The following is a 24,653-nucleotide window of genomic DNA, read 5'->3' as shown; positions in this document are numbered from 1 at the left end:
AGCTCCCACACTGGATTCGGGTGGATGCAAAGTAAGCTTGCGGTGAACTGCTGTGGCGAGGGAGCTTGCTCCCGCTCGGTTGCGCAGCAACCGCAAAAACTTGGGGCCGCTGCGCCCGAAGCATCGGACCGGCCCAGCGGGAGCAAGCTCCCTCGCCACAACAGCGGTGCGATTCACCGCGACAACGAATTGGATCAATGCCCGCGAATGTAATGCTCCAACTGCCGGATCAAGTCCGCCTGCTCGACAATCGCCTCTTTCACCAAGTCGCCGATGGACAACAGGCCGATCAACTGCCCGTTATCCAGCACCGGCAGGTGCCGCAAATGGCTGTCGGTCATGACTTCCATGCAGCGGTCGATGCTCTGCTGGCTGTCGGCGGTGATCACCGGGGCGCTCATGATAGTCCGAACGGTCGTGCCCACCGATGAGCGTCCCTTGAGCACCATCTTGCGTGCATAGTCCCGCTCGCTGAACACCCCTACCACCTGGCCGTCCTCGATCACGGGTAATGCGCCGACATTTTTCTCGGCCATGATTTGCAGGGCTTCGAGCACCGTCTGCTCGGGGGCGATGCTGTGGACCTGCTGGTTCTGCACGCTCTTGAGCCGGACCAGTTGGGCGGCGGTTTTCATTGTTCATCCCCAATTTCAGTAAAAAGTGACCCGCTGTTCGTGGCGAGGGAGCTTGCTCCCGCTCGGTTGCGCAGCGACCGCAAGATTTTGGGACCGCTGCGCGGTCCAGCGGGAGCAAGCTCCCTCGCCACAAGAGCACTGCACTGCTAGAGCACCATAAGAGCACTGCTAGAGCACTGCAGGAGCACCACAACAGCAGGCATAGCACGGATCAGTCTTCGCCAATCTCCACCACATCACCGTTGAGCCGCACCGGCCACACCCGCAGGCTTTGTTCCGGGTATTCCAGGCAATGGCCGTCTTCCAGACGGAAATGCTGCTTGTACATCGGCGAGGCAATCACCAGGTCACCCTTGATGCTGCCCAACAGTCCGCGGCCGATGACGTTCGCGCCGGACTTTGGGTCGCGGTTGTCGATGGCGTACAGCGGCTTGTCCTCATGCTCCGGCAGATAGAGCAACGCCACTTGGCTGCCATCGTGCCAGGCGACCACGCCGGAGTTGGGCACGAGATCCTCGCGGCTGCACAGGGCGCGCCATTGCAGGGATTCTTGAGCGATACGAACGACATTTGACTGGCTCATCAGAGCACCTCCTCGGTAACGGGAATCAGGTGGAGTTCATGGGCATGCACTGGCCGACGCTGGCCGCGCTCGCGGACGAAATGAACATCCGGATCGCCGCGCTTGTCGTTGACGAAGGTGCGGAAACGCTTGAGCTTCTCCGGGTCCTTCAGGGCATTGGCCCATTCGCATTCGTAGCGGTCGACCACCAGTTGCATCTGCGCTTCGAGCTCGGCGCCCAGGCCCAGGCTGTCGTGGATGATGACGTCCTTGAGGTAGTCCAGGCCGCCCTCCAGGCTTTCGCGCCAGACCGAGGTGCGTTGCAGTTTGTCGGCGGTGCGGATGTAGAACATCAGGAAGCGGTCGATGTAGCGGATCAGCGTGGCGTCGTCCAGGTCCGTGGCGAACAGTTCGGCATGGCGTGGACGCATGCCGCCGTTGCCGGCCACGTAGAGGTTCCAGCCCTTCTCCGTGGCGATCACGCCGACGTCCTTGCTCTGGGCCTCGGCACACTCGCGGGTGCAACCGGACACCGCGAACTTGAGCTTGTGCGGCGAGCGCAGGCCTTTGTAGCGGTCTTCGAGGGTCAGCGCCATTTGCACGCTGTCTTGCACGCCATAGCGGCACCAGGTGCTGCCCACGCAGGATTTCACCGTGCGCGTGGATTTGCCGTAGGCGTGACCGGTTTCGAAGCCGGCTTCGATCAGCTCGGACCAGATGTCCGGCAACTGGTGCAACTGGGCGCCGAACAGGTCGATGCGCTGGCCGCCGGTGATCTTGGTGTAGAGGTCGTATTTCTTGGCGACCACACCGATGGCGATCAGTTTGTCAGCGGTGATCTCCCCACCGGCGATGCGCGGTACCACTGAGTAGGTGCCGTTTTTCTGCATGTTAGCCATGAAGGTGTCGTTGGTGTCCTGCAACGGCACCAGGGACGGGTCCATGATCGGCTGGTTCCAGCACGACGCCAGGATCGAGCCCACCGCCGGTTTGCACAGGTCGCAGCCGGTGTGGCCACGGCCGTGCTTGGCCAACAATTCTTCGAAACTGATGATGCCTTCCACCCGCACCAGCGCATACAGCTCCTGGCGGGTGTAGGCGAAATGCTCGCACAGGCTCTTGTCGACGCTGACGCCACGGGCAATCAATTCATGCTCGAACACCTGCTTGACCAGCGCCGCGCAGCCACCGCAACCGGTGCCGGCCTTGGTGTCGCATTTGAGCTGGCCAAGATCCGTGCAACCGCCGTCGATGGCCGAGCAGATCGAGCCCTTGGTGACGTTGTGGCACGAGCAAATGGTCGCGGTTTCGGGCAGCGCCGCCGGGCCCAGGGTCGGAGCGCCCTCGGACGATGGCAGGATCAGGCTGGCGGCATCCTTGGGCAAGACGATGCCGTTCTGCATGTATTGCAGCAAGGTGTCGTAGTAGCTGTTGTCACCCACCAGCACTGCGCCGATCACGCGCTTGCCGGCGGCGTCCACCACCAGGCGCCGGTAGCTGGCGCTGGTTTCATCGATGAATTGGAAGCTGCGCGAACCCGGCGTGTTGCCATGGGCATCGCCGATGGAGCCAACGTCCACACCGAGCAACTTGAGCTTGGTGGACATGTCGGCACCGGTGAAGGCTCCAGCGCTTTCGCCGCACAGCGTGGCCGCGACATTGCGGGCCATCTGGTAGCCGGGGGCGACCAGGCCGAAAATGCTGCCGTTCCAGGCCGCGCACTCGCCGATGGCGTAGATGTCCGGATCGCTGCTCTGGCAATGATCATCGATCACCACGCCACCGCGTGGGCCGATCTGCAGGTCGCTCTGGCGAGCCAGGGCATCCTGGGCGCGGATACCTGCGGAGAACACAATGAGATCGGTTTCCAGGAAATCGTCGTCACCGAAATTCATCCGATAACGGTACTGCTCACCGGCGCTGATGGACTGGGTGCCCTTGGACAGGTGCACGCCGACGCCCAGGCTTTCGATGCGCGCCTTGAGGGCCAAGCCACCCTGCGGATCCAACTGCACCGGCATCAGCCGTGGGGCGAATTCCACCACATGGGCTTCCAGGCCGAGGGTCTTGAGGGCGTTGGCCGCTTCCAGGCCCAGCAAACCACCCCCCACCACCACGCCACGGCGGGCATTGCTGGCGGCGGCGCGGATCGCGTCCAAGTCTTCCAAGGTGCGATAGACCAGGCACGAATCGCCTTCAGCGCCCTGGATCGGCGGCACGAAGGGATAGGAACCGGTCGCGAGCACCAGCTTGTCGTAGCTTACACGCTCGCCGGCTGTCACGACTTCACGGGCCTGGCGGTCGATTTCCAGCACCGGTACACCCAGGTGCAACGTGACGCCCGGGGTCTGGTACAACGACGCTTCGCCCAAGGCCAGGGACTCGGCATCACGCCCGGAGAAATACTCGGACAGATGCACGCGGTCATAGGCACGCATCGGCTCTTCGCTGAACACATGCACGCGGTAATGATTGAGGGCACCGCGCTCGATCAATTGTTCGACGCAGTGATGGCCGACCATGCCATTGCCGATCACGATCAGCGTTTGCAGCTTGTTCAGAGAAGCAACGTTGGAATTCATAAAAAGCACCCGACAAAAGCCCATCACGATTTTGAAAGCAAAAAAAAAGACGCCTGAAACCTTGCGGTTCCAGGCGTCTTTGCCTGTTCTGTGCGGTATCGGCCCGGCGACTGCGCCCCGACCTACCGTTATCCCCCGACCTGTTGGCACTCGATCTTCGTTGACCGACGGGGCTGCCCACTCGACTGTGTTCACGGCGGGCCTGGATAGCCTCTTGCAGCGAGCGTGCCAAACCTCGTCGGCAACCCTATCCACGCTCTCCCCTCCACCGACAATCCCCTGTGGGAGCGGGCTTGCCCGCGAAGACGCCCGCCCAGTCACCGCAAGCCGAGCGGTATTCGCTTCGGTCTCGCAAGCGCCAATAACTGCCTTGCGATGGTGCGATCACCCCGCCTGCGGCTTCATAAAAGTGCAGCCTTTCAACCCCTCCAGCAAAAATCCTGAACCATCGCCAACCCGGATTTTCACAATAAGTGAGGAGCCCGTCCGGTCGCTGTAAAGCCAATCACGACGCCCGGGCCGTGGCTTGCTGTCAAACCCGAGAGAAAGGAGATTCCACGATGAAAATCAATGAAATCATGAGTCGGGAAGTACGCACGATCTCCCCCGATACCCCCCTGAGCGAAGTGGCGCAAATCATGCGTCAGGCCGACATCGGCGCCTTGATCATCAACCAGGACGACCGCATGGCCGGGATGATCACCGACCGCGACCTGGTGGTCCGGGCCATGGCCGACGGCATGGACCTGGACACGCCCGTCAGCCGGATCATGAGCGATGAGGTGCGCTACTGCTTCGACGACGAAGAGATCGACCATGTGGCCAAGAACATGGCCCAGATCGAAAAACGCCGCCTGCCGGTGGTCAATCGCGACAAGCGCCTGGTGGGCATGGTCTCGCTGGCCAATGTCGCCAGTTGCAACGCCGACAAGCTCAGCGCCAACCTGCTGCGCGGCGTTGCGCGACCTCACTGATTCAGCCAAGGAACTGCGGAGCGAGCGCCATGGAGGAACAAAGCCCACCTGTCGTGGTGATCTGTGGTTCCACCGCCGGCGTCGGCCGCGCCACGGCGCATCGGTTTGCCGTCGCCGGCTACCGGGTCGGGCTGCTGGCCCGGGGCGAACAGGCGCTGGCGGCCACGGCAGAAGAGTTGACGCAATTGGGGGCGACCTGCCTGACAATCAGCGTCGACGTGGCCGATGCCCAGGCGGTAGCCGACGCCGCCCAGCGAATGGAGCGAGAACTCGGCCCGATCGGCGTCTGGGTCAATTGCGCGATGGTCACGGTGTTTTCTCCCATTCGCCAACTAAGTGCCGAAGAAATCCACCGGGTCACGAACGTGACCTACCTGGGCACGGTGCATGGCACCCTCGCGGCGCTGGACCTCATGGCCCGGCGTAATCGCGGGGTGATCATCCAGGTCGGTTCCGCGCTGGCCTACCGTGCCATTCCGCTGCAAGCGGCGTATTGCGCGGCCAAATTCGCGGTGCGCGGCTTCACCGATTCACTGCGCTGCGAACTGCTCCACGACCACAGCGACATCCGGGTGTGCATGGTGCAACTACCGGCGATCAACACACCGCAGTTCGATTGGGCGCGCAACAAGTTGAGCAAGCGCGTACAGCCAGTGCCGCCGATTCATGACCCGGACGTCGCCGCCCGGGCGATTTTCAGCGTGGTCAAACGCACACCCCGGGAACTGTGGCTCGGCGCCGCCTCCGTGAAGGCCATCGTCGGCACTTGCCTGTTGCCGGGGCTGTTGGACCGCCTGATGGCTCGCAGCGCCTATGCCGGACAAATGACCGACGAAGATGACAACAGCCAACGGCCGGACAATCTGTTCGAATCGCAGGAGTCCCTGCACCGCACCCGTGGGCGGTTCTCCGGTCGTTCGCGGGATACGGCGCTGGCCCTCAGTTCCACCCAAGTGTCGGCGCTGTTGCTGGCAACCGGTGGAGTGCTGGCGGTGGTGTTGTTATTGTTCTGATCCGGTGCGGCGCCACCAACGATAGCCATAGCCATTCAAGGTCAGTTGCCGATCCAAGGCGGCCGGGTATCGGCTGTCCGAAATGATTTCCTTGAAGCCGTGCAAATCCAGGCCGTCCAGCTTCACGGTCAGCGTGTCGTTGCTCAGGTTGGCCAACATCACCGAGGTGGCCTCGCCCACATGGGCCACGGCGAAAACCGCCGGGTGATCGACCGTCAGCAGCCGGGCTTCGCCGTCGCCCACCTCAGGCAGGCCGGCACGGGCCAACAGCAATGGCCGCACCCGGCCCAACAACGATTCCGGGGCATTCAGCTGGTCCTCGACATTGAGCTGGGTGTAGGCGAAGGCGCCTTGATCGATCACCGGAGCGACGAGGCGTTGGGCCGATGAGAAGCCAGCGTTGGCCTGGCTGCTCCACTGCATGGGCGTGCGCACCGAGAGCCGCTCGGGACGGGACAAATCGTCGCCCATGCCGATTTCCTCACCGTAACGCACGATGGGCGTGCCGGGCAGCGACAGCAATAGCGCCTGGGCCAGCGCCTGATGGCGCACATCGCCGTCCAGCATCGGCGCCAGGCGTCGGCGAATGCCCCGGCCATACAGGCGCATGTCCGGGTCCGGGGCGAAGACTTGCATCACTTCCTCACGTTCTTCTTCGCTCAAGCGCTCCAGGTCGAGTTCGTCATGGTTGCGTAGCCACACCGCATAGCTGGCACCGTCCGGCGGTGCGGGACGGCGGGTGATCGCGCGCTGCAAAGGTTCGGCCTGGCCGCGGGCCAGCGCCAGGAACAGATGGTTGTTGACCCAGAAATCCAGCACCAGTCCCAAGCGCTCGCCGTTCCCGAAATAATGGCTGTAGCGCTCCGGTTCGACGTCCACCTCCCCCAGCAACACGCCTTCAGGATTGATGGCAGTCATGCATTTGAACAGCCGGTCCAGTACCCAGACGCCCTTCTCTTCATCTTCGCCACCGGCCTGTTCCACCAGATGCGAAGCGGCATCCAGGCGAAAACCGGCGATGCCGAGCTCGAGCCAGTGGACCATGATGCGCTCGATTTCCTCGACCACCCGCGGGTTCGCCAGGTTGAGGTCCGGCTCATGGCGATAGAACAGATGGCGGTAGTACTGCCCGGCTTGTTCGTCCCATTGCCAGATGCTGTCTTCCACGGACGGAAAGATCGGTTGGTTGCCGTCGTCCACCGGCATGTCGGACCACACGTAATAATCCCGGTAGACGCTGTCCTTGTCGCGCCGCGCCCTCTGGAACCAGGGATGTTGGTCGCTGGTGTGTTGCGCCACCAGTTCAAGGATGACGCGCATGCCGCGCTCCCCGGCCTGGACAATCAACTGGCGCAGGTCTTCTTCGCTGCCGAAGCGTGGGTCCAGGGCCATGAAATCGCTGACGTCATAACCCGCGTCCTTGAATGGCGAGCGGTACACCGGCATCAGCCAGAGAGCACCAACGCCCAGTGCCTTCAGATAATCCAAGCGCTGGATGATGCCGTTCAGGTCGCCGCGGCCGTCGCCATTGCTGTCGGAAAACAAGGACGGATCGATCTGGTAAATCAGCGTCTTTCGGTGCCAGTTGGCTTTCATCGGTCACTCCTCATCGGCACAGGATCACAGCCTGCTCGGCAGCCAGTCGGCCACTGAATACTTGACCTTCGCCCGCCCCATCGCTGGCGATTTCGACCTGCCAGGCGTCGGCCAGGGGGAACGTATGTTCGCTGTCGGCGAAGTTGATGCAGACCAGTCGCTCATCGCCCTCACAGTGGCGACGATAGGCCAGCACTTGTGGGTGCGATGGCAGTTCCTCCCAGGCGCCCAGGCGCAACGCCAGGCTGGCGCGACGACAGGCCAGCAGGCGCCGGTACAGCGCCAGGGTGGAATCGGCTGTTCGTTCCTGCGCCTCGACGGCCAACGCGTCGGCATCCGGCGCAAAGGGCAACCACGGCGCGGCCCCGGCCCAGCCATGGGGCGCCTGGACGGTCCAGGGCAACGGCGCCCGGCTGCCATCCCGGCCTCCCGGGTCGACGCGGGTCTGGGCCGTGACCACGGTGTCTTCCAGGCCCAGTTCTTCGCCTTGATAGATAAACGGCGTGCCGCGCAGTGTCAGCAGCAGGACCGCAGCGGCTTGGGCCCGGCGCAGCGAACCGCCGTAGCGGCTGCGGTGTCGGCTATTGTCGTGATTGGACAGCACCCAGGTTGGCCAGGCCTGCAACGGGCCAAGATCGTTTTCCACCTCGCGTATGCACATGCGGAACACCACCGGGTCCCAGGGGGCGTCCAAAGGCGGGAAATTGAACGACATGTGCAGTTCGTCACTGGCACCGTAATAGGCCGCCACCTGGGCCGTGGAGCGAATGTTCACCTCGCCGATCAACACCCGCTCGCCGGGGTAGCTGTCCACCAACCGGCGCAAACCGCGCAACACTTCATGGCTGTACGGCTGGTCGTTGATCTTGACCATGGTTTCACCGGCCATGCAGCGCGGATCATCGGCAAAGCTCGGGTCCTTGCCGACGCAATGCACGACATCGACACGGAACCCGTCCACGCCTCGCTCCAGCCAGAAATGCAACACCTGGTGCATGGCCGCCACCACGTCGGGGTTGTGCCAGTTGAGGTCGGGTTGTTGCGGCAGGAAAAAATGCAGGTAGTACTGCTGGCTGGTTTCGTCCCAGGTCCAGGCACTGCCGCCATCGATCGAGGCACGCCAGTTGTTTGGCTGGTCGCGCCAGATGTACCAGTCGCGCCTGGGGTTGTCGCGGCTTGCGCGCGACTCGATGAACCAGGGATGTTGGTCCGAAGTGTGGTTGGGCACGAAATCCAGCAACACCTTCAGGCCTCGCGCGTGGGCTTGGGCGATCAATTCATCCAGGTGAGCCAGGGTGCCGAACAGCGGGTCGACATCAGTGTAGTCGCAAATGTCGTAGCCCGCGTCGCACATGGGGGAACGAAAGACCGGGGACAGCCACAACGCATCGACGCCCAGGTGTTGCAGATGATCCAGGCGTGCGGTCAAGCCGGAAAGATCGCCGATGCCGTCGCCGTTGGCATCGGCAAAGGAACGTGGATAAACCTGGTAGATCACAGCGTTCTTCCACCAGGGCGAAGGGAAGGAGTTGGGCATGTCGCCTCCTTTGATCGCAGTGTTTGGTGGGCAAGACCGCAGCCCCGCCGGACGCCCCGTTTATCGCGGAACATAGATTAAGAACCGGATAAAGCGTTCGGGGTTCGTTTTTTCTTGAGGGAGGCAAGGAAACGGGTGTTGACTCGGGTGCCGGTTTTTTTGACTGGGACATATCCGTTACCGCAGGAGTGGATATGTACTTGATGAACAAGGCCAGCTGTAAGGCCGCCTCGCGAGCAAGCTTTGCTCCCACAGACCTGATGGGGGTACGACCGGGAGCCGTTGCCGAAGAAACGGATATACACGCCAACACGTAACCTCAAGTCTTGCGCATACCAATACGCCGACGCATCTGCGCCGTAATACTCTGCCGGGTCTTCTTGAGCCCAGCCCAAGGCTCGTGCCCAACCTCCGCCAGACGCTCATGAACATTGTGCACATTCCAAAGATTGGCCCCCTTGAGCTCAGCCACCTCCTCTCGAAAAATCGGCACCGACACCGGCAGCCCTTCCCGAGTCCGAGCGGCATATGCGCAGATGGTGGTAGCCCCCAGCCCATTACGCAGATAATCGATAAAGATCCGCCCTACCCGGTTCTTCGGCCCGGAGACCGCCGAAAACCGGTCCGGCAATAACTTGGCCATATGACTGACAATCGCATGGCTAAAGCCCTTCACCTCATCCCAACCCAGCTTGCGCGTCAACGGCACCACCACATGGATGCCCTTGCCGCCGCTGGTCTTGAGGAACGCCTTGAGCCCCAGCTCATCGAGCACCGTTAACGTGAGTTGCGTCGCCTCGACCATGCTTTTCCAGGGCAGCGCCGGGTCCGGGTCAAGGTCGAGGACGAAGCGGTCGGGCTTGTCCAGGTCGACGGACGTGGCATTCCAAGTGTGCAGTTCCACCGTACTCATCTGCACCGCGCCGATCAGCGCTTCGGCGTTGTTGATGATCATCACCGGTTGCCCGGTCAGGTCCTTGTCCAGGCTGGTGATACCGGGAATCGCCAGGCGCTCAGGGTTCTTCTGGAAAAACAGCTCGCCGGCGATGCCTTCCGGCGCCCGGACCAGGGCCACCGGGCGCTCCGCCAGTTCCGGCAGGATAAATTCCGCCACGCTGGCGTAGTACTCGGCCAATTGCCGCTTGGTGGTGCCGCTGCTGGCGTCGATGACCCGGTCCGGGTGGGTGATACGAACTTTGCCGTCCATGGCCGGCGCCTTGGCTTTTGTCTTCGACTTGCCCTTGGCCGGCGTCGCCTCAGGCGCGTCCTGGGTGCTGGTTTTCTTCTTCGCGGTGGTTTTCTTCACGGGTTTGGCAAGCTCCTGGGTAATGGCCTCGGCCGGCTTGTCGTCACGCAAGCCATGAAAAACCGCATGGCGCACCGAGCCTTCCTTGGTCATTTCGGCAAAAGCCACTTCGGCCAACAACGTCGGTTCGAGCCAGTGCACGCCCTTGGCTTCGTAGCCGGTGGGCGGATTCACCACGGCGGGCTTTTTCGTCTCCAGGGGCAACAGTTGCTGGTAGATGCTTTTTAGGGTGGTTTCGTTGAACCCGGTGCCGACCTTGCCGGCGTAGCGCAACTGGCCGCTGTCGGCATCATGCAGCCCCAGCAGTAAGGCACCAAAGGCACTTCGCGCGCCCTTGGGATCGCTGAAGCCCACCACCACGAATTCCTGGCGATTCTTGCACTTGAGCTTGATCCAGTCATTGCTGCGCCTGGACACATAGGCACTGCCGACGCGCTTGCCGATCAGCCCTTCCATCCTCATCTGGCAGGCGCTGTTGAGCAGCGCATCGGGGGTTTCCTCAAACGCATCGGAGAACCGCAGCAAGGGGCTTTCGTTGCGTTCCAGTACCGCGGCCAACGCGGCCCGGCGTTCTTGCACCGGCACTTTGCGCAAGTCCATGCCATTGAGATAAGGCATGTCGAACAGGTAATAGGCGATCTTGCCGCTGCTGCCGGCCTCGAAGGCGTTTTGCAGGGCCTGGAAGTCCGGCACGCCCTCCTCGTTGGCCACCACCATCTCGCCGTCGAGCCAGGCCGATTCCAGCCCCAGCGCGGCCAAGGCTTCGGCCTGTCTTGGCAACTTGTGGGTCCAGTCATGGCCGTTGCGGGTCAGCAGCCTGACATCGCCGTTCTCGATGCGTGCCATGACCCGGTAACCGTCGAACTTGATCTCATACAACCATTCACCGTCAGGCGCACTTTCCACCAGCGTCGCCAGTTCCGGCTTGAGGGTTTCCGGCAGCGGCCCGGCGACTGCACCGCTGAGGGTGGTTTTCGAGGTGCGTTTCGGTGATTTCGACTGGGCGGCTTTTTCCGGTTTTTTCACCGCTCTGGCCGCCGCGGCCTTGCCTCGGCGCTTGGGCACGATGGTGCGGTCGCTGAGCACGCTGTCCGGCTCGGCCTGGACCACATCGTATTCGCTCTCGGGGCGGGCGGCCGAGTCCTGATGCTTGATCAGAAACCATTGCTCCTGCTTGCCGGGCATGTGGGTACGCACCAGGTTCCACAGGCCGCTGAGTTTTTCGCCTTGCAGCTCGAACTTGAGCCGGCCTTTTTCATAGGCCTCGTGGGGGTCCCCTTGGGGAATCCAGACGCCCCGGTCCCAGACGATCACGTCACCGGCGCCGTAGTGGCCTTCGGGGATGCTGCCCTCGAACGTCGCGTAATCCAGCGGATGATCTTCGACATGCACGGCCAGGCGCTTGGCCTTTGGGTCCAGGGAAGGCCCCTTGGGCACTGCCCAGCTCTTGAGCGCGCCGTCCAGTTCCAGCCGGAAGTCATAATGCAGCCGCGTGGCATCGTGCTTTTGAATGCAGAACTGCAGGGCATGGGCGCTTTTTGCCGATTTTCGTGAGCGTTTCGCCGCCGGCTCCGGGGTGGCGGCGAAATCGCGCATGCGGTTGTAGTCATCCAGGGTCTTGCTGCTCATGGACCACCTGCCACTTGCTGCAACGCAGGATCGGCGACGGGCATCCCGGCGGTTTCCGCGAGTAACTGATCGACCACGCGGCTCAAGGCCTGTTCGACCGAATCACCCAGCAGCAGGCCTTGTTCGTAGAGCACGATCTGCCGATCGGCGCTGGAGCCTTCCTGGACGATCCGGCGGGCCTGCTTGAACACGTCCTGGACGCCCAACTCGGCAGCGGTTTCACCGAAGGTCTGCTCCGCCAGGGTGAGCCATTCACCGATCAGCATCGGTTGCTCCTGCCCCTCGACGATAAACTCCGCGAGAATCCCGTGGCGCTTGGCCCGCCAGCGGTTTTCCTTGAGGATCCACTGGGACATCTGACTGTAGTGGGCGCCGGGCCGGCGCAGCGTGACGGCATGGGCCACCATCAGGCGAAACAGCGAGACCAGGCACAGCACGTCCTCTGCCCGAGGGCAGGCATCGCAAATGCGCAGCTCCAGCGTGGGATAACGTGACGAAGGTCGTATCACCCACCAGCAATCGCTGGCCTGGCGAATGGAACCGGTGCGCATGAGCATGTCCACGTAGCCGGCAAACGCCGACTCATCTTCGAAATACTCCGGTACGCCCATGCGCGGCCATTCATCGCAAGCGACTTGTCGATAGCTGCTGAAACCACTATTGCCGCCGTTCCAGAATGGCGACGAGGCGCTCAGGGCCAAGAACATTGGCAACCACGGCAGGATCTCATTCATCACCCGCACCCGGTCCTGGGTCGCGGGCACTTCCACGTGGACGTGCAGGCCCGAAAGCACGCTGCGCCGCGCCACCCGCTGATAGTCATCGAACAATTGCTGGAAATGCAGCTCATCGGTGGGCTGCAGCACCTGGGTGGCCATCGGATGCGAGCCCGCGCTGAGCAGGCCCAGGCCATGCTCGGCCAAGCGCTTGGTCAGGCCGCTGCGCACCTGGGCCAGGTAATCGGCCGCTTCGGGCAGGCTGCGAAAGATGGGCGAGGCCATCTCCACCTGGCATTGGAACATTTCATGGGCGAAATGCTTGCCCAGCTCGGCCTGGCAAGCCGCGATCACTTGCGCGGGGGGGGCACCCGGCATGCAACGGGTTTGCAAATCAGTGATGAAATACTCCTCTTCAACGCCGAACTTCATGCGCCTGTTCATCGATAGTCCCTCCGATAGCCCCGCCGAGACCTGCGCCAATGCGGGTTACAACCAACGCCACCACGGCGATCCTTTCCACGTCCTGATAACCCGGCGTGAGCAATTCCTCACCGAACACGTCCGGGTCCAATTCCTTGTAGGTCCAGCCGAAATCCGCTGAGTCACGCCATTGCCCCAGCGCTTCCAGGAACGGGTCGCGTCCGTCCACCATCGCCACGCCGGTGTAGAGCACCAGCGAGCCGCCTGGTGTGAGCCGGGGCAAGGCCTGCTCGACGATGCGCAGCGACAGCCCGGCGCCCAATGTTCCGCCACCGTGGCGATAGGCGCGCTCGGAGGGATCGGCCATGTACGGCGGGTTGGCGACGATCAGGTCGAAGTCGCCGACCACGTCTTGCAGCACGTCGCTGCGGCTGACCTCGACGTTGGCCACCTCCGCCAGCGCGGCGTTCACCGCGCACAGGCGCAGGGCTTGAGGGTTGATGTCCACGGCCAGCACTTGCGCTTCACGGCGGGCACGGGCAATCACGATGGCACCGACACCGGCGCCGCAACCGATGTCCACGGCGCGCTGCACGGCGGTGAAGTTCTGCTGCAGATGAGTATGGATCAGTTGGGCGAAGCGGTAGCTGTCAGGGCCGAAAAACACCGCATCATTGGCCTGGGTGGGAAATTGCGAATGGGCAAACAGCAAGCCATCCAGGCTCGACCAGCGCACCCGGCTATACAGCAAGCCATCGCGTGCTTCCAGCACCTGGGCGTCTTGCAGTTGCCGCTGTTCATCGGCGCTGATCAGCCCCGGCGCAAACGGCCGCGACCAGCCGAACACGTCCCGCAAGGTCTTGGAACGCTCATTGCCGGGCCGCTGGTTGACCCGTTCGTGGGTCAGCGGCGTCGGGGTGATGAAACGGTAGCCGTCGGCTTGCAGGCGTCGGCCCAGTTGTAACAGCGCAAGGTCCGGTTCGGACAGGCGTGCTTCCTCAGTCATGCAGGGCTCCCCTAGCGAAGTGCGGATTTGAGTTCGATGAACCGGCGAGTCGCCAACAGTCCGGCCGGATGGCTGTGGCAGCGGGCACAAAGCCAGGGCACCAGGGCCTGCATCTGCTCGTCCGGCGTGCGGCCTTGCAGCGCCTGCTCCAGGCTTTGCACATCGGGATCGTCCATCGGTGTCACAGGCTCGCACACGGCGCCCGAACCCCGCCGGGCAGCGGATTTTGCGCCCTCATCCCGCCAGTCCCCGGCAATCCAGTCGTGCAGCAGTTGTTTTTCGTAGGGGCTGAACACCCCGAACATGGCCGCGCCTGGCCCATCGATCAGCGTCCAGAAACGGCTGTTTTGCGGATCTTCATGACGCTTGATCCAGCCTTTGTTCTGCATCGCCGCCAGGAACCCTTGCAACTGGCCCGGTTCCGAAAGCCACTGGTTGACGGTCTTGCCTTCGAACTTGCAGTAGTCGGAGTGCATGTGCTGGCCGAACGGGCGTTTGCGTTCGAGCATGTCCAGCACTTCGCGATCCAGGTCGAACGCGCCGATGATGGCCCGGCTGCCCTGCCCCAGGTCATTGAGGCGATAACCCAGCGTGACTCGCTGCCAGAAGGCCTCCCGGTCGGCTTCCATCGGCATCAGTTGCAACAGCGACTGCACGGCCTTGTGGGCGTGGCCGGTGCTGGCGTTGTCGATGGTGACGTGGAGGGTGAAATAGTACGGATCGATGTCCAGCTCGCTCAGCTCATAAGCACTGATCAGCAGATGCAGGGGCAATTGCTCGTAGCCCAGGTTGTAGCCGATGACCTCCGGCAGGTACTCGTCGCCGGCATAACCCAGGGCCAGTTGCACGGCCCCTTGCAGATACAGGTCGTCGTCGATGTCCGGGGCGTCACACAGGTCGTGTTCGGCGAGCAGCTTGCGATAAAGCACCACGTGGTTCTGTGACGGATGACCGTCCCCCAGCTCTTCCAGGTAGGTGCACAGCAACCCTTCGAAACGGTGGTCGTGCCAATGCCTGACCACGCCATACAGCCAGGCGCCGTCCACCCGTTTGGTCGGCGCAACGGCTTGCAGGAAGTACAGGGCGTGGGCCTTGTTGCTGAAGAACTCCCGCGGGCCGCCGCTTTTGCGCCGTTCCAGGTAATCCGCGTATTGCCGGGCGACGCCGGCGCTGTGGTGCTCGACCCAGGCCGACAGCGCCATGGGATCGTCCGGCATCTCCTGGGGCAGAGCCGCAGCCTTCGCGATGCATTGCTGGAGGAAGGCTTGGGCGACGGCTTGCTTGTCCGCGTCGTCAGGGCCTTGGAACAGCCGCTCATAGCATTGGCGCACCTGTCCCCCATGGGTGACAGGGTGCACGGTGGCTGGCCGGGATTGGAGGGGTGTCAGCGCAGTCATAAGGGCCTCTTGGGTTCTCGGCGGACGCTGAATCAGAACGTCTCTTTTGTTGCAGAGCGCTGGGAACGGCGAAAAATTCCATTGGGTTGAACGGCAGGCGGATAAACGGGGCGATGCGTAGATGATGGGAACCCTCGTTTCGCTTCAGCCCTCGAATGCTGAGAACCACCCAGTTGTAGATGTCGAGAGCGCTGTTGTGGCGAGGGAGCTTGCTCCCGCTGGGTCGCGAAGCGACCCCAATGCCGCGAGCGCTTCGCACTCGAGCGGGAGCAAGCTCCCTCGCCACGGGTTAGTCGGCACCGGGTTATCCAAGGAGCAACGATGACGTTCACAGTATGGGTAGCGGTGCTCGGTGCGGTGTTGCTGACCCTGGCCCTGACGGCCTCTTATCTGCGCTGGATGCCGGTCACCACCTCGGCGATGTGCCTGGTGCTGGGCGTTGCCATCGGGCCGCTGGGGTTGGGCGTGCTGAGGCTGGACATCAGCGACTCGTCGGTGTGGATGGAACACCTCACGGAAGTCGCGGTGGTGTTTTCGCTGTTCGTCAGCGGCCTCAAGTTGCGCCTGCCCCTCAACGACCGGACCTGGCGCGTGGCCTATGGGCTGGCCGGGCCGGTGATGATCCTGTGCATCGCCGGCCTGTGCCTGGCGCTGCACTATCTGTTGGGCCTGAGCTGGGGCGTGTCGATGCTGATCGGCGCGATGCTGGCGCCCACCGACCCGGTATTGGCGGCGTTGGTGCAGGTCAACGACGCCCGGGATGACGATCGGGTGCGGTTCGGCCTGTCGGGCGAAGCGGGACTGAACGACGGCACGGCGTTTCCCTTCGTGATCCTCGGCCTGTTGATGCTGCGTGAAGACGGCAGCGGTTTTCTCGGTGAATGGCTGCTGCGCAACGTCCTGTGGGCCGTGCCGGCCGGTCTGCTGGTCGGCTACTGGATGGGCCGTGGCATCGGCAAGTTGACCTTGTCGATGCGCATCAGGAATGCCGACAGCACCTTGTCGCCCAACGACTATCTGGCCCTGGCGCTGATTGCCCTGGCTTACGTCGTGGCCGAGTGGATCCAGGGCTACGGTTTTCTCTCGGTGTTCGCCGCCGGGCTGGGACTGCGTCAGGCCGAGGTCAAATCCACCGATGAAACGGCACCGCCGGCGGAGCACCTGGTGCAACCGGTGGTGGGCCACGAAACCGTCGATCCCCAGCAAGCCGTCGCAGGCGATACCGAGTCGCTGGACGATGGTCAACTGGCCGCCGGGGTCATGATGAGCGACATGCTGGCGTTCGGCAGTCTGGTGGAACGCTCGATGGAGGTGTTCCTGGTGACGTTGCTGGGGGTTGTGCTGGCCAGCCATTGGGAGTGGCGGGCCTTGGCGATCGGCGCCCTGTTGTTCGTCGTGATTCGCCCGTTGAGTGTGTTGGTGATTCCTTGGCGGCGATTGCTCGACGGACCGCAACGGCTGCTGATCGGCTGGTTTGGCATTCGCGGGATCGGCAGCCTGTTTTATCTGTTTTTCGCCTTGAACCATGACCTGCCGCCAGACGTGGCGCAACTGTGCATCAACCTCACCCTGTCGGTGGTGGCCTTGAGCATTTTGATTCATGGGGTCACGACCCAGCCGACCCTGGCATGGTACGAGCGCCGCAAGCATCCGCGTTGAGCCACTGTGGCAGGAGATGAACGCTGTTGTGGCGAGGGAGCTTGCTCCCGCTGGGCTGCGCAGCGGCCCCAAGCTTTGCGGTCGCTGCGCAACCGAGCGGGAGCAAGCTCCCTCGCCACACTGATGCCCGACTTCAAAGGGTGTGTTTCAACCGCCTGGATCACTTACTTGGATATAAACCGAATACGCCCCCAGCAACACCCAGAACGTGGCGAAGATCCACGGTGTACGCAGCGAGAACAGCAATGACTTGCGGTACCCCTTGTGGGTCGATTCCCGTTCGCTGAACAAGGGCGATTCGTCATAGGCCAGGCCCATCAGGGGCTCGGCGCGCAATAGTTCGCTCTGCTTGAAATGCCAATGATCGATGATCTCGTAGGCCGCCTTGATGCCCGGCCAGGCGTTGAGCGAACTCAGGAACCCCAGCAAGGCCAGGAATGGCGGCACGATCAGCGTGAACAACTTGCCCCACTCCGGGTTCAGGTTGGCCATGCACGAGGCGAAGGCGATCACCAGGAAGGACTGGGCGGCCAGGTAAGCATCGGTTCGGTTGGCCAGGATGCTGGTTTCGTATTGGATCTCCCGGCGGTAGAAATCCAGCCGCTCCTTGGGCGAGCCGAACAGTTTGGCGTTGTGTTCCGTCAGTTCTTCTTCGGGGGTTGGGCCGGTGAGTATTCTGGGCATTGCGCAGGCTGTGCCTCGGTGATGATTCGGACTCATTAGAAGAACCCGGCGCGCGGCAAGTTCAAGCCAATGGACCACAGGTGCGGCGAAATCCGAGGAAACGCTGCGCAACGGCAAAGGTCTCTAGTGGCGTAAGGGCAAGAGGACGGTTTGCGTGGATTATCTTGGATGGGTGCAATGGCCAGCGATGCTCGTGACGGTGCTGGCCGCCTGGCTGATCGGCTCACGCCAACCCCGACGTCGGGTGGCGGGCTTCAGTTGTTTTATCGCGAGCAATATTTTGTGGGTGATTTGGGGGCTGCATACCGATGCGTATGCATTGATCGTGTTGCAGTTTTGCCTGTGTGCGATGAATTTGCGTGGGTTCAAAAAGAACACCGAATAGGCGAAGGCGGCTGCTCTTGTGGCGAGGGAGCTTGCTCCCGCTCGGGCGCGTAGCGCTCGCCTGCTTTTGGGGCCGCTTCGCAGCCCAGCGGGAGCAAGCTCCCTCGCCACTGGAGACGAATACCTTCCTGGCTATTTCATCGTCTGCCCAATGATCTGCATCAAATCGATCTGCTTGAACGGCTTGATCAACCGAGGCAGTTGCGCGGCGAAACCTTCCAGGCGTTCGGCATAACCGGTGGCCAGGATGATAGGCAGGGTCGGTTGGCGGTCGCGCAACAATTTCGCCAACTGCGCGCCGTCCATCTGCGGCATGGCCATGTCGGTGATCACCAGGTCGATGTCCAGGTTGCGCTCATACAGTTCCAGCGCCTGGGCCCCCGACGGCGCGCAAAGGACTCGGTGCCCCAGGTCTTCGATCAACAGGCGCGTGCTGGTCAGCACCAGGCTGTCATCGTCGACTACCAGCACCTTCAATTCATGGACCGGCGGTGCCGCGTCCTCGACCGCCGCTTTACCAGGGGCCGAATCGCCGGCCACTGGCAACCACAGTTCGGCGGTGGTCCCGACACCTTTCTGGCTCTTGAGCGTCAGGCGGCCACCCAACTGTTCCGCCAAGCCATGCACCATCGACAAGCCGAGACCGGTGCCCTTGCCGACGCCCTTGGTGGTGAAGAACGGATCCACGGCCGAAGCCAGCGTGGCTTCGTCCATGCCCTCGCCCTCATCGGTTATCGTCAGGCAAATGTAGCGCCCGGGGGCCATCGGCTTGTCCGGCGCGGCATCAGCCCCTTGCCGCTCATCGGCGGCGATGATGATCTGGCCGCCATGGGGCATGGCGTCCCGGGCATTGGTCGCCAGGTTGAGAATCGCCAGTTCCAATTGGTTGACATCCGCCAGCACCGGCGACAGCGCCTCGTCGAAACGGGTCTGGATGTGGATCGACGGGCCCAGGGAGCTTTGCAGCAATCCGCTGATGCCCTGCACCAGGGCCGACAGTTCGACCGATTCGTAGGTCAGTTTCTGCCGACGGGCAAACGCCAGCATGCGTTGGGTCAGCGAAACCCCGCGCAGCGCGCCCTGGGTCGCGTTTTCCAGCAATTGGGTGAGTTTCGGCTCGCTGGGCATGCGCTTGCGGACGATTTCCAGATTGCCAAGGATCACCGTCAACAGGTTATTGAAATCATGGGCAATGCCTCCGGTGAGCTGGCCGATGGCTTGCAATTTCTGGGATTGAAACAACGCCTCGCGGGCCTGTTCAAGGGCCTGCTGGGCTTGGGTGGCATCGGTGATGTCGCGGGTGATCTTGGCAAAGCCCAGCAACGTGCCGGTGTCGCTGCGAATCGCATCGATGACCACGTGGGCCATGAAGCGCGTGCCATCCTTGCGCATCCGCCAGCCTTTTTTCTCGAAGCGTCCTTCGCTGGCAGCGATGCTCAACGCCCGCTGTGGCTCGCCGGCGTCGCGATCCTCGGGGGTGTAGAACATCGAGAAGTGCCGGCCGATGGCTTCCACCGGCAGATAGCCCTTGATCCGCTGTGCCCCCTGGTTCCAGTTGGTGACCTGGCCTTCCGGGTCGAGCATGTAGATGGCGTAATCGGTGACGCTTTGCACCAGCAGGCGAAACTGCTGCTCGCTTTGCTTGAGGGTTTCCTCGGCCATCTTGCGGTCGGTCAGGTCGCGAGTGATCTTGGCGAAGCCGAGCAAGGCGCCGCTCTGGCTGTCGATGATCGGATCGATCACCACATGGGACCAGAACAGCGTGCCGTCCTTGCGCACCCGCCAGCCCTCGCCTTCGAAACGTCCCTCGCGCACGGCCGTGTCCAGCGCCCGTTGCGGCAGGCCGGCGGCGCGGTCCTGGTCGGTGTAGAACCGGGAGAAATGCTGGCCAAGGATCTCGGCTTCCTCATAGCCCTTGAAACGCCTGGCACCGGAGTTCCAGCTGGTGATGATGCCCGAAGGGTCGGTCATGTAGATGGCATAGTCGACCACCGCGTCGATGAGCAAGCGAAAGCGCTGTTCCTCGTTGATAAGCGGGGGCTTTGGGTCATTCTCGAGCATCTGGCCGGGGCATCCGTGTGGATTTTTTGCGGATTATGGAGCAAGTCTGGCGTTAGGAAAAACTATTGAGCCTAGGAGGTGAAGGGGCCGCTACGCAGCCCGGCGGGAGCAAGCTCCCTCGCCACGGGATCCAGACCGTCTTAAGTGAACAGCGTTGCCTGTGGGAGCGGGCTTGCTCGCGAAAGCGGTGGGTCAGTCTACATTGACGCCAAATGCACCGACGCCTTCGCGAGCAAGCCCGCTCCCACAGGGGAATTTGTGTGTTTCCGGGGTGACCGACCACCAGCGCGGCAACAGTTGCTGCACCCTGGCCTCGCCAAACCGATCGTCGATCAGCATCACTACCCCGCGATCCTGCTGGGTACGGATGACCCGGCCGGCCGCCTGTACGACTTTTTGCAATCCCGGATACAGGTAGGTGTAATCGTAGCCGTCGCCAAAAATCGCCGCCATGCGCTGTTTCATCTGCTCATTGACCGGGTTGAACTGCGCCAGCCCCAAGGTGGCAATGAAGGCGCCGATCAGGCGTGAGCCCGGCAAGTCGATGCCCTCCCCGAACGCCCCGCCCAGCACCGCAAAACCAATGCCCTGGCTGTGCTCCATGAAGCGCTCGAGAAACGCCTGCCGAGGGGCTTCGCCCATGCCTCGCGATTGCGTCCAGAGGTCAATCCGTGGGTATCGCTCGGCAAACAGCCCGGCCACTTGCTGCAAGTAATCGAAGCTGCTGAAAAAAGCCAGGTAGTTGCCCGGGCGCTCGCTGAACTGGCGGGCCATCAACGTGACGATCGGCTCCAGGGATGCCTGGCGATGGGCAAAACGGGTGGAAATACGGCTGACAACCTGTACGTCCAACTGCTCGGCCTTGAACGGCGACTCCACGTCGATCCACACCGTGTCGCCTGGCGTCCCCAGCAAATCCGCGTAGTAATGCCGAGGGCTCAGGGTCGCCGAGAACAGCACGGTGCTACGGGCCGCCGTCAGCCTGGGCCGCAGGAACGCCGCCGGCACCACATTACGCAGGCACAGCGTCGACAGGCTGCGCTGGCGGCCGAGCTCACGCTTGTGGATGTCGAACAGGAAGTGCTCGTCGAAGGTCTCCGCCACCCGGCCGAACTGCAAGGCGTCGAAGTAAAACGCCTGCAGTGCGCTGTCCAGACCCTGGGGATGATCGTTGAGGTAATCGCCAATGGCGGTGGTACAGGTGGCCAAGGCCTGGAGCAGTTTTTCCGGAAGTTTTTCATAGGCCTGGTAGGCCGCCACCTGGGGCGCATGCAAAGCGTTCCACTGGCGATTGACCCGTTCCAGGGATTTCTTCAGCGCTTCGGGGGCAGTCTTGCGCACACCGCTCAGCGTGGCCTGGTCGAGGGTCGCGCTATACATCTGCCGTCCACGCTCCACCAGGTTATGGGCCTCGTCCACCAGGGTCGCGACGGTCCAGTTATTGGCCTGGGCCAGGCCAAAGAGCAAGGCACTGAAGTCGAAGTAATAGTTATAGTCGGCGACCACCACGTCGGTCCAACGGGCCATTTCCTGGCTGAGGTAATACGGGCATACCTCGTGGGCCAGGGCAATTTCGCGCAACGCCGCCTGATCGAGCATGGCGACCCGACTCGCCGCTGCCCGGGCGCCCGGCAGGCGGTCATAAAACCCACGGGCCAGCGGGCAGGATTCGCCATGGCAGGCTTTGTCCGGGTGTTCGCAGGCTTTGTCCCGGGCGATCATTTCCAGCACCCGCAACGGCATCGACGGCGCGCTGTCGGTGATCACGCGCGCCGCGTCCAGGGCCAGCTTGCGTCCCGGGGTTTTCGCCGTGAGGAAGTAGACCTTGTCCAATTGCTGCGGCGCCAGGGCCTTGAGCATCGGGAACAAGGTGCCAACGGTCTTGCCGATGCCGGTGGGCGCCTGGGCCATCAGGCAGCGGCCGGTGCTGACCGCCTTGAATACCGATTCGGCCAAGTGCCGTTGCCCCGGCCTGAAACCCGCATGGGGAAATGCCAGCGCCTGGGCGCCGAGGTTACGCGCCTGTCGATGGGCCATTTCCTGCTCGGCCCAGGCCAGGAACGCCGCGCATTGTTCCTCGAAAAAGGCTTGCAGCTGTGGTGCCTCGAAGCGTTGCGCGAAGCGGGTTTCCTTTTCGCTGACGATGTCGAAATACACCAGGGCCACGTCGATGTGCGGCAACTGCAGCTTCTGGCACATCAGCCAGCCATAGATTTTTGCCTGGGCCCAATGCAACTGGCGGTGGTTGGCCGGCTGTTTGCTCAGGTCGCCCCGGTAGGTCTTCACTTCTTCAAGGCACTGGTGGGCCGGGTCATAGCCGTCGGCCCGGCCTTTGACTTTCAGTGTCTGGTAATGACCTTCGAGCGCCACTTCAGCTTGATACCCCTCGCTGCGCCGCGAAGCGACGGTGCGGTGGCCGGCAATGCCTTCCAGGGCCGTGGGCGACGGCGTGAAGCGCAGGTCCAGGTCGCCCACCTTGGCGGTGAACTCACACAGCGCTCGCACGGCGATGCTGTAGCTCTGCGCCGGAGTCATGGGGCCCCATCGCGAGCAGGCTCGCTCCTACAGGGGATCGGTGGTGCATCCCCCTGCTCATTCCCACAAGGTTCACCCCCTGTGGGGACGAGTTCGCTCGCGATGGCGGACTCCGCCCATTGCACATAACAGACAGCGACGGGCATCTGGTGCTCATGACAGAACTCCAGCCAGCGCAGTTGGTTGTCTTGCAGGCGATCGCCGGGGCCTTTGACTTCGATCATGCGGTAGGTCTTGAGCTGCGGCCAGAACTGAATCAGGTCCGGCATACCGGCGCGGTTGGCCTTGATGTCCAGCAGCAGGCGCTGGAACCAGTGCTTGAGATGTTCGGCCGGCAGGCAATCGAGGGCCTGTTCCAGCAACGGTTCGGACAACGCGCCCCAGAACACGAACGGCGATTGCACGCCCCACTTTTCGGCGTAACGGCGGCCGATGGTCTGTCGATAGCGACCGTCGTCCAACTCCGCCAGGCAGACCGCGAACAACTCGGCGCGACGGGCATGGAAGTCCTCGTTGAGCAGATCGACCGGCCCGCGCTGGAACGGATGGAAAAACGCGCCCGGCAACGGCGCGAAGATCGCCGGCCAGCACAACAGGCCGAACAGCGAATTGATCAGGCTGTTCTCGACGTAATGCACCGGTGCGGTTTCGTCATGCAGATGGGCCTGGACGTGGTATTCCACCGACAAGCCTGGGTCGACGCGAGGCAGATGCAGGTCCAGGCGTTCCACTTCCCGGGCGATTGTGCGTGGCACTGGCGGGCCGCCCAGCTTGCGCCGCAGGCGAGGCACGATCCGCAGCAAGGCCTGGGTTTCGGCGGCGCTTTGCGGTGCCTGCGCCGCCGCCTCACCCAGTTCAAGGGCCAAGGCGTATTCGCCCATGCGCTCCAGCACCCGGACCATCCGCAGCCGCGTGCCTGGGTAAGTGCAATCGCGATAGATGCACAAGGCCAAGGCAAAATCGCCGATGCGCTCGCCGTGCTGGCCGATCTGGAACAACAACTTGCCCCGGCGCCGTTCCAGCCACGGATTATCCAGGGACAGTTCGTTGATCTGGGCGACGATCTCTTCCATGGGCTCGCCGGCTTCGAAGCGCAGCTGGCAGTCGTGCAGGAACAGGCAGGCATCGACGTCTTCGCGGCTGCGCAAGCCCCGTGACTCGGTGCTGAATTCGACGGTTTCGTAGGTGAAGATGCCCAGGTCCGCCAGGACGAATTCCGACCAGTCCTGGTAAAGATTGCCAAAGAACATCAAGCGCAGCCTGTCGCACAGGTCCATGATCGTCAGGCTGTACAGCCGATCATCGAGCTGCGGACACCAGGCACGGAACGGCTGAGGTGGGCTGGAGTGATCTTCCAGGGCCTGGAGCCATTCGGTCTTTTTACCCTTGGGGTGCTCGATCAGGTGGCCCAGGCACTGGAGGATTTCCGCCTTGAGCAACACCTCGAACAGTTCGACGAGCCCGACCGGGGCCTGTTCCTCGACCCAACCCAGCGCCAGCAATGGCTCGACGGCGACGCCAATGTCGCCGACTTCCGGGTAGTTGAGCTTGTTATGACGGAACCGTAACCCTTTGCGCATCACCATCCGCACCAGCAAGCCTTGGGAGGCACGGGGTAACGCCGCGAAATCGTCGATGAAGCGCTGCTCTGCGCTGCTGAGCACATCGGCATAACGCTGGGTCAACCACGCCAGCACTTGCTGGAAGTTGTTCAGGTAGTAAAACGGATCGTCGAGAGAACGGGCTGCCACGGAAAGAAACGCCAAGGATGTCGAGGTACTGGTTATGCATACAGATAGCAGCTGTAAACCAGCCAGGCAACCGCAAAAGATGAACGGTCTCCTATATTTAAGGTGAAATCCTTCAGCTAGCGATGAACTTTCCTACGGTAAGCGAGACCAATGGCGGTTGACTAAGATGATGGCGCGGTCGAATCAGCTGCTCCGTGTCCTTT

The 24,653-nt window shown here is 62.5% G+C and carries 17 protein-coding genes; 4 read left to right on the top strand and 13 right to left on the bottom strand.

The window, feature by feature from the left end; translation table 11 throughout:
- Positions 1–194: 194 nt before the first annotated feature.
- From M1D99_RS16050 to nirB, 3 genes are all read right to left on the bottom strand, one after another.
- The gene (locus M1D99_RS16050) at positions 195–635 is read right to left on the bottom strand and encodes a CBS domain-containing protein (protein ID WP_018610425.1); all 441 of its coding nucleotides are present in this window, start codon (positions 633–635) and stop codon (positions 195–197) included.
- A 211-nt stretch (positions 636–846) separates the two neighbouring features.
- Positions 847–1,218 (bottom strand): nitrite reductase small subunit NirD, encoded by a 372-nt coding sequence (gene nirD / locus M1D99_RS16045; protein WP_186706795.1) that lies wholly within the window; start codon positions 1,216–1,218, stop codon positions 847–849.
- Positions 1,218–3,779, bottom strand: a complete 2,562-nt coding sequence (gene nirB / locus M1D99_RS16040) for a nitrite reductase large subunit NirB (RefSeq protein WP_458130428.1) — start codon at positions 3,777–3,779, stop codon at positions 1,218–1,220. The genes nirD and nirB overlap by 1 nt, the downstream gene beginning before the upstream one ends.
- Positions 3,780–4,339: 560 nt before the next feature.
- Between nirB and M1D99_RS16035 the strand changes: the two genes are divergently transcribed.
- Both M1D99_RS16035 and M1D99_RS16030 read left to right on the top strand, forming a co-directional pair.
- Positions 4,340–4,753: a CBS domain-containing protein gene (locus M1D99_RS16035; protein ID WP_053119301.1), complete on the top strand. Its 414-nt coding sequence runs from the start codon at positions 4,340–4,342 to the stop codon at positions 4,751–4,753.
- A gap of 29 nt (positions 4,754–4,782) precedes the next feature.
- The gene (locus M1D99_RS16030; protein WP_458130427.1) at positions 4,783–5,766 is read left to right on the top strand and encodes an SDR family oxidoreductase; all 984 of its coding nucleotides are present in this window, start codon (positions 4,783–4,785) and stop codon (positions 5,764–5,766) included.
- On the opposite strand, the gene M1D99_RS16025 is transcribed toward M1D99_RS16030, so the two are convergent.
- The 6 genes from M1D99_RS16025 to M1D99_RS16000 all read right to left on the bottom strand — a co-directional run bounded on the left by M1D99_RS16025 (position 5,755) and on the right by M1D99_RS16000 (position 15,376).
- Positions 5,755–7,362 (bottom strand): alpha-amylase family protein, encoded by a 1,608-nt coding sequence (locus tag M1D99_RS16025; RefSeq protein WP_458130426.1) that lies wholly within the window; start codon positions 7,360–7,362, stop codon positions 5,755–5,757. The genes M1D99_RS16030 and M1D99_RS16025 overlap by 12 nt on opposite strands.
- A 10-nt stretch (positions 7,363–7,372) precedes the next feature.
- Positions 7,373–8,899, bottom strand: coding sequence for an alpha-amylase family glycosyl hydrolase (locus M1D99_RS16020; RefSeq protein ID WP_458130425.1), 1,527 nt, complete (start codon positions 8,897–8,899; stop codon positions 7,373–7,375).
- A gap of 319 nt (positions 8,900–9,218) precedes the next feature.
- Complete coding sequence (ligD, locus tag M1D99_RS16015; protein ID WP_458130424.1) at positions 9,219–11,834, bottom strand: DNA ligase D; 2,616 nt, start codon at positions 11,832–11,834, stop codon at positions 9,219–9,221.
- Complete coding sequence (locus tag M1D99_RS16010; RefSeq protein WP_458130423.1) at positions 11,831–12,994, bottom strand: carboxylate-amine ligase; 1,164 nt, start codon at positions 12,992–12,994, stop codon at positions 11,831–11,833. The genes ligD and M1D99_RS16010 overlap by 4 nt, the downstream gene beginning before the upstream one ends.
- Positions 12,966–13,979, bottom strand: a complete 1,014-nt coding sequence (locus M1D99_RS16005; protein WP_434570166.1) for a methyltransferase — start codon at positions 13,977–13,979, stop codon at positions 12,966–12,968. The genes M1D99_RS16010 and M1D99_RS16005 overlap by 29 nt, the downstream gene beginning before the upstream one ends.
- An 11-nt stretch (positions 13,980–13,990) precedes the next feature.
- Positions 13,991–15,376, bottom strand: a complete 1,386-nt coding sequence (locus M1D99_RS16000; protein ID WP_434570164.1) for an iron-containing redox enzyme family protein — start codon at positions 15,374–15,376, stop codon at positions 13,991–13,993.
- Between the two features lie 321 nt (positions 15,377–15,697).
- On the opposite strand from M1D99_RS16000, the gene M1D99_RS15995 reads away from it, so the two are divergent.
- Positions 15,698–17,035, top strand: a complete 1,338-nt coding sequence (locus tag M1D99_RS15995; protein WP_434570163.1) for a cation:proton antiporter — start codon at positions 15,698–15,700, stop codon at positions 17,033–17,035.
- Positions 17,036–17,182: 147 nt separating this feature from the next.
- On the opposite strand, the gene M1D99_RS15990 is transcribed toward M1D99_RS15995, so the two are convergent.
- Complete coding sequence (locus tag M1D99_RS15990; RefSeq protein ID WP_411384714.1) at positions 17,183–17,719, bottom strand: hypothetical protein; 537 nt, start codon at positions 17,717–17,719, stop codon at positions 17,183–17,185.
- A 154-nt stretch (positions 17,720–17,873) separates the two neighbouring features.
- Here M1D99_RS15990 and M1D99_RS15985 point away from each other — a divergent pair, with 154 nt between their 5' ends.
- Positions 17,874–18,104, top strand: a complete 231-nt coding sequence (locus tag M1D99_RS15985; RefSeq protein WP_186706776.1) for a hypothetical protein — start codon at positions 17,874–17,876, stop codon at positions 18,102–18,104.
- 131 nt (positions 18,105–18,235) lie between these two features.
- Here M1D99_RS15985 and M1D99_RS15980 read toward each other — a convergent pair whose 3' ends face one another.
- From M1D99_RS15980 to M1D99_RS15970, 3 genes are all read right to left on the bottom strand, one after another.
- Complete coding sequence (locus tag M1D99_RS15980; protein WP_458130422.1) at positions 18,236–20,164, bottom strand: PAS domain S-box protein; 1,929 nt, start codon at positions 20,162–20,164, stop codon at positions 18,236–18,238.
- A 192-nt stretch (positions 20,165–20,356) separates the two neighbouring features.
- A complete protein-coding gene (locus M1D99_RS15975; RefSeq protein WP_458130421.1) occupies positions 20,357–22,699 on the bottom strand; it encodes an ATP-dependent DNA helicase in 2,343 nt (780 codons plus the stop codon).
- Positions 22,696–24,450: a VRR-NUC domain-containing protein gene (locus tag M1D99_RS15970; RefSeq protein ID WP_458130420.1), complete on the bottom strand. Its 1,755-nt coding sequence runs from the start codon at positions 24,448–24,450 to the stop codon at positions 22,696–22,698. The genes M1D99_RS15975 and M1D99_RS15970 overlap by 4 nt, the downstream gene beginning before the upstream one ends.
- Between the last annotated feature and the right edge of the window lie 203 nt (positions 24,451–24,653).

This window comes from Pseudomonas sp. R3-41 (assembly GCF_054161485.1).
The sequence above is the reverse complement of the archived record's forward strand: the minus strand, read 5'-3'. Positions and strand labels throughout refer to the sequence as shown.

Coding starts and splice junctions, on each gene's coding strand:
- M1D99_RS16050 (WP_018610425.1), bottom strand. CDS start 635: ATGAAAACCGCCGCCCAACTGGTCCGGCTCAAGAGCGTGCAGAACCAG.
- nirD (WP_186706795.1), bottom strand. CDS start 1,218: ATGAGCCAGTCAAATGTCGTTCGTATCGCTCAAGAATCCCTGCAATGG.
- nirB (WP_458130428.1), bottom strand. CDS start 3,779: ATGAATTCCAACGTTGCTTCTCTGAACAAGCTGCAAACGCTGATCGTG.
- M1D99_RS16035 (WP_053119301.1), top strand. CDS start 4,340: ATGAAAATCAATGAAATCATGAGTCGGGAAGTACGCACGATCTCCCCC.
- M1D99_RS16030 (WP_458130427.1), top strand. CDS start 4,783: ATGGAGGAACAAAGCCCACCTGTCGTGGTGATCTGTGGTTCCACCGCC.
- M1D99_RS16025 (WP_458130426.1), bottom strand. CDS start 7,362: ATGAAAGCCAACTGGCACCGAAAGACGCTGATTTACCAGATCGATCCG.
- M1D99_RS16020 (WP_458130425.1), bottom strand. CDS start 8,899: ATGCCCAACTCCTTCCCTTCGCCCTGGTGGAAGAACGCTGTGATCTAC.
- ligD (WP_458130424.1), bottom strand. CDS start 11,834: ATGAGCAGCAAGACCCTGGATGACTACAACCGCATGCGCGATTTCGCC.
- M1D99_RS16010 (WP_458130423.1), bottom strand. CDS start 12,994: ATGAACAGGCGCATGAAGTTCGGCGTTGAAGAGGAGTATTTCATCACT.
- M1D99_RS16005 (WP_434570166.1), bottom strand. CDS start 13,979: ATGACTGAGGAAGCACGCCTGTCCGAACCGGACCTTGCGCTGTTACAA.
- M1D99_RS16000 (WP_434570164.1), bottom strand. CDS start 15,376: ATGACTGCGCTGACACCCCTCCAATCCCGGCCAGCCACCGTGCACCCT.
- M1D99_RS15995 (WP_434570163.1), top strand. CDS start 15,698: ATGACGTTCACAGTATGGGTAGCGGTGCTCGGTGCGGTGTTGCTGACC.
- M1D99_RS15990 (WP_411384714.1), bottom strand. CDS start 17,719: ATGCCCAGAATACTCACCGGCCCAACCCCCGAAGAAGAACTGACGGAA.
- M1D99_RS15980 (WP_458130422.1), bottom strand. CDS start 20,164: ATGCTCGAGAATGACCCAAAGCCCCCGCTTATCAACGAGGAACAGCGC.
- M1D99_RS15975 (WP_458130421.1), bottom strand. CDS start 22,699: ATGACTCCGGCGCAGAGCTACAGCATCGCCGTGCGAGCGCTGTGTGAG.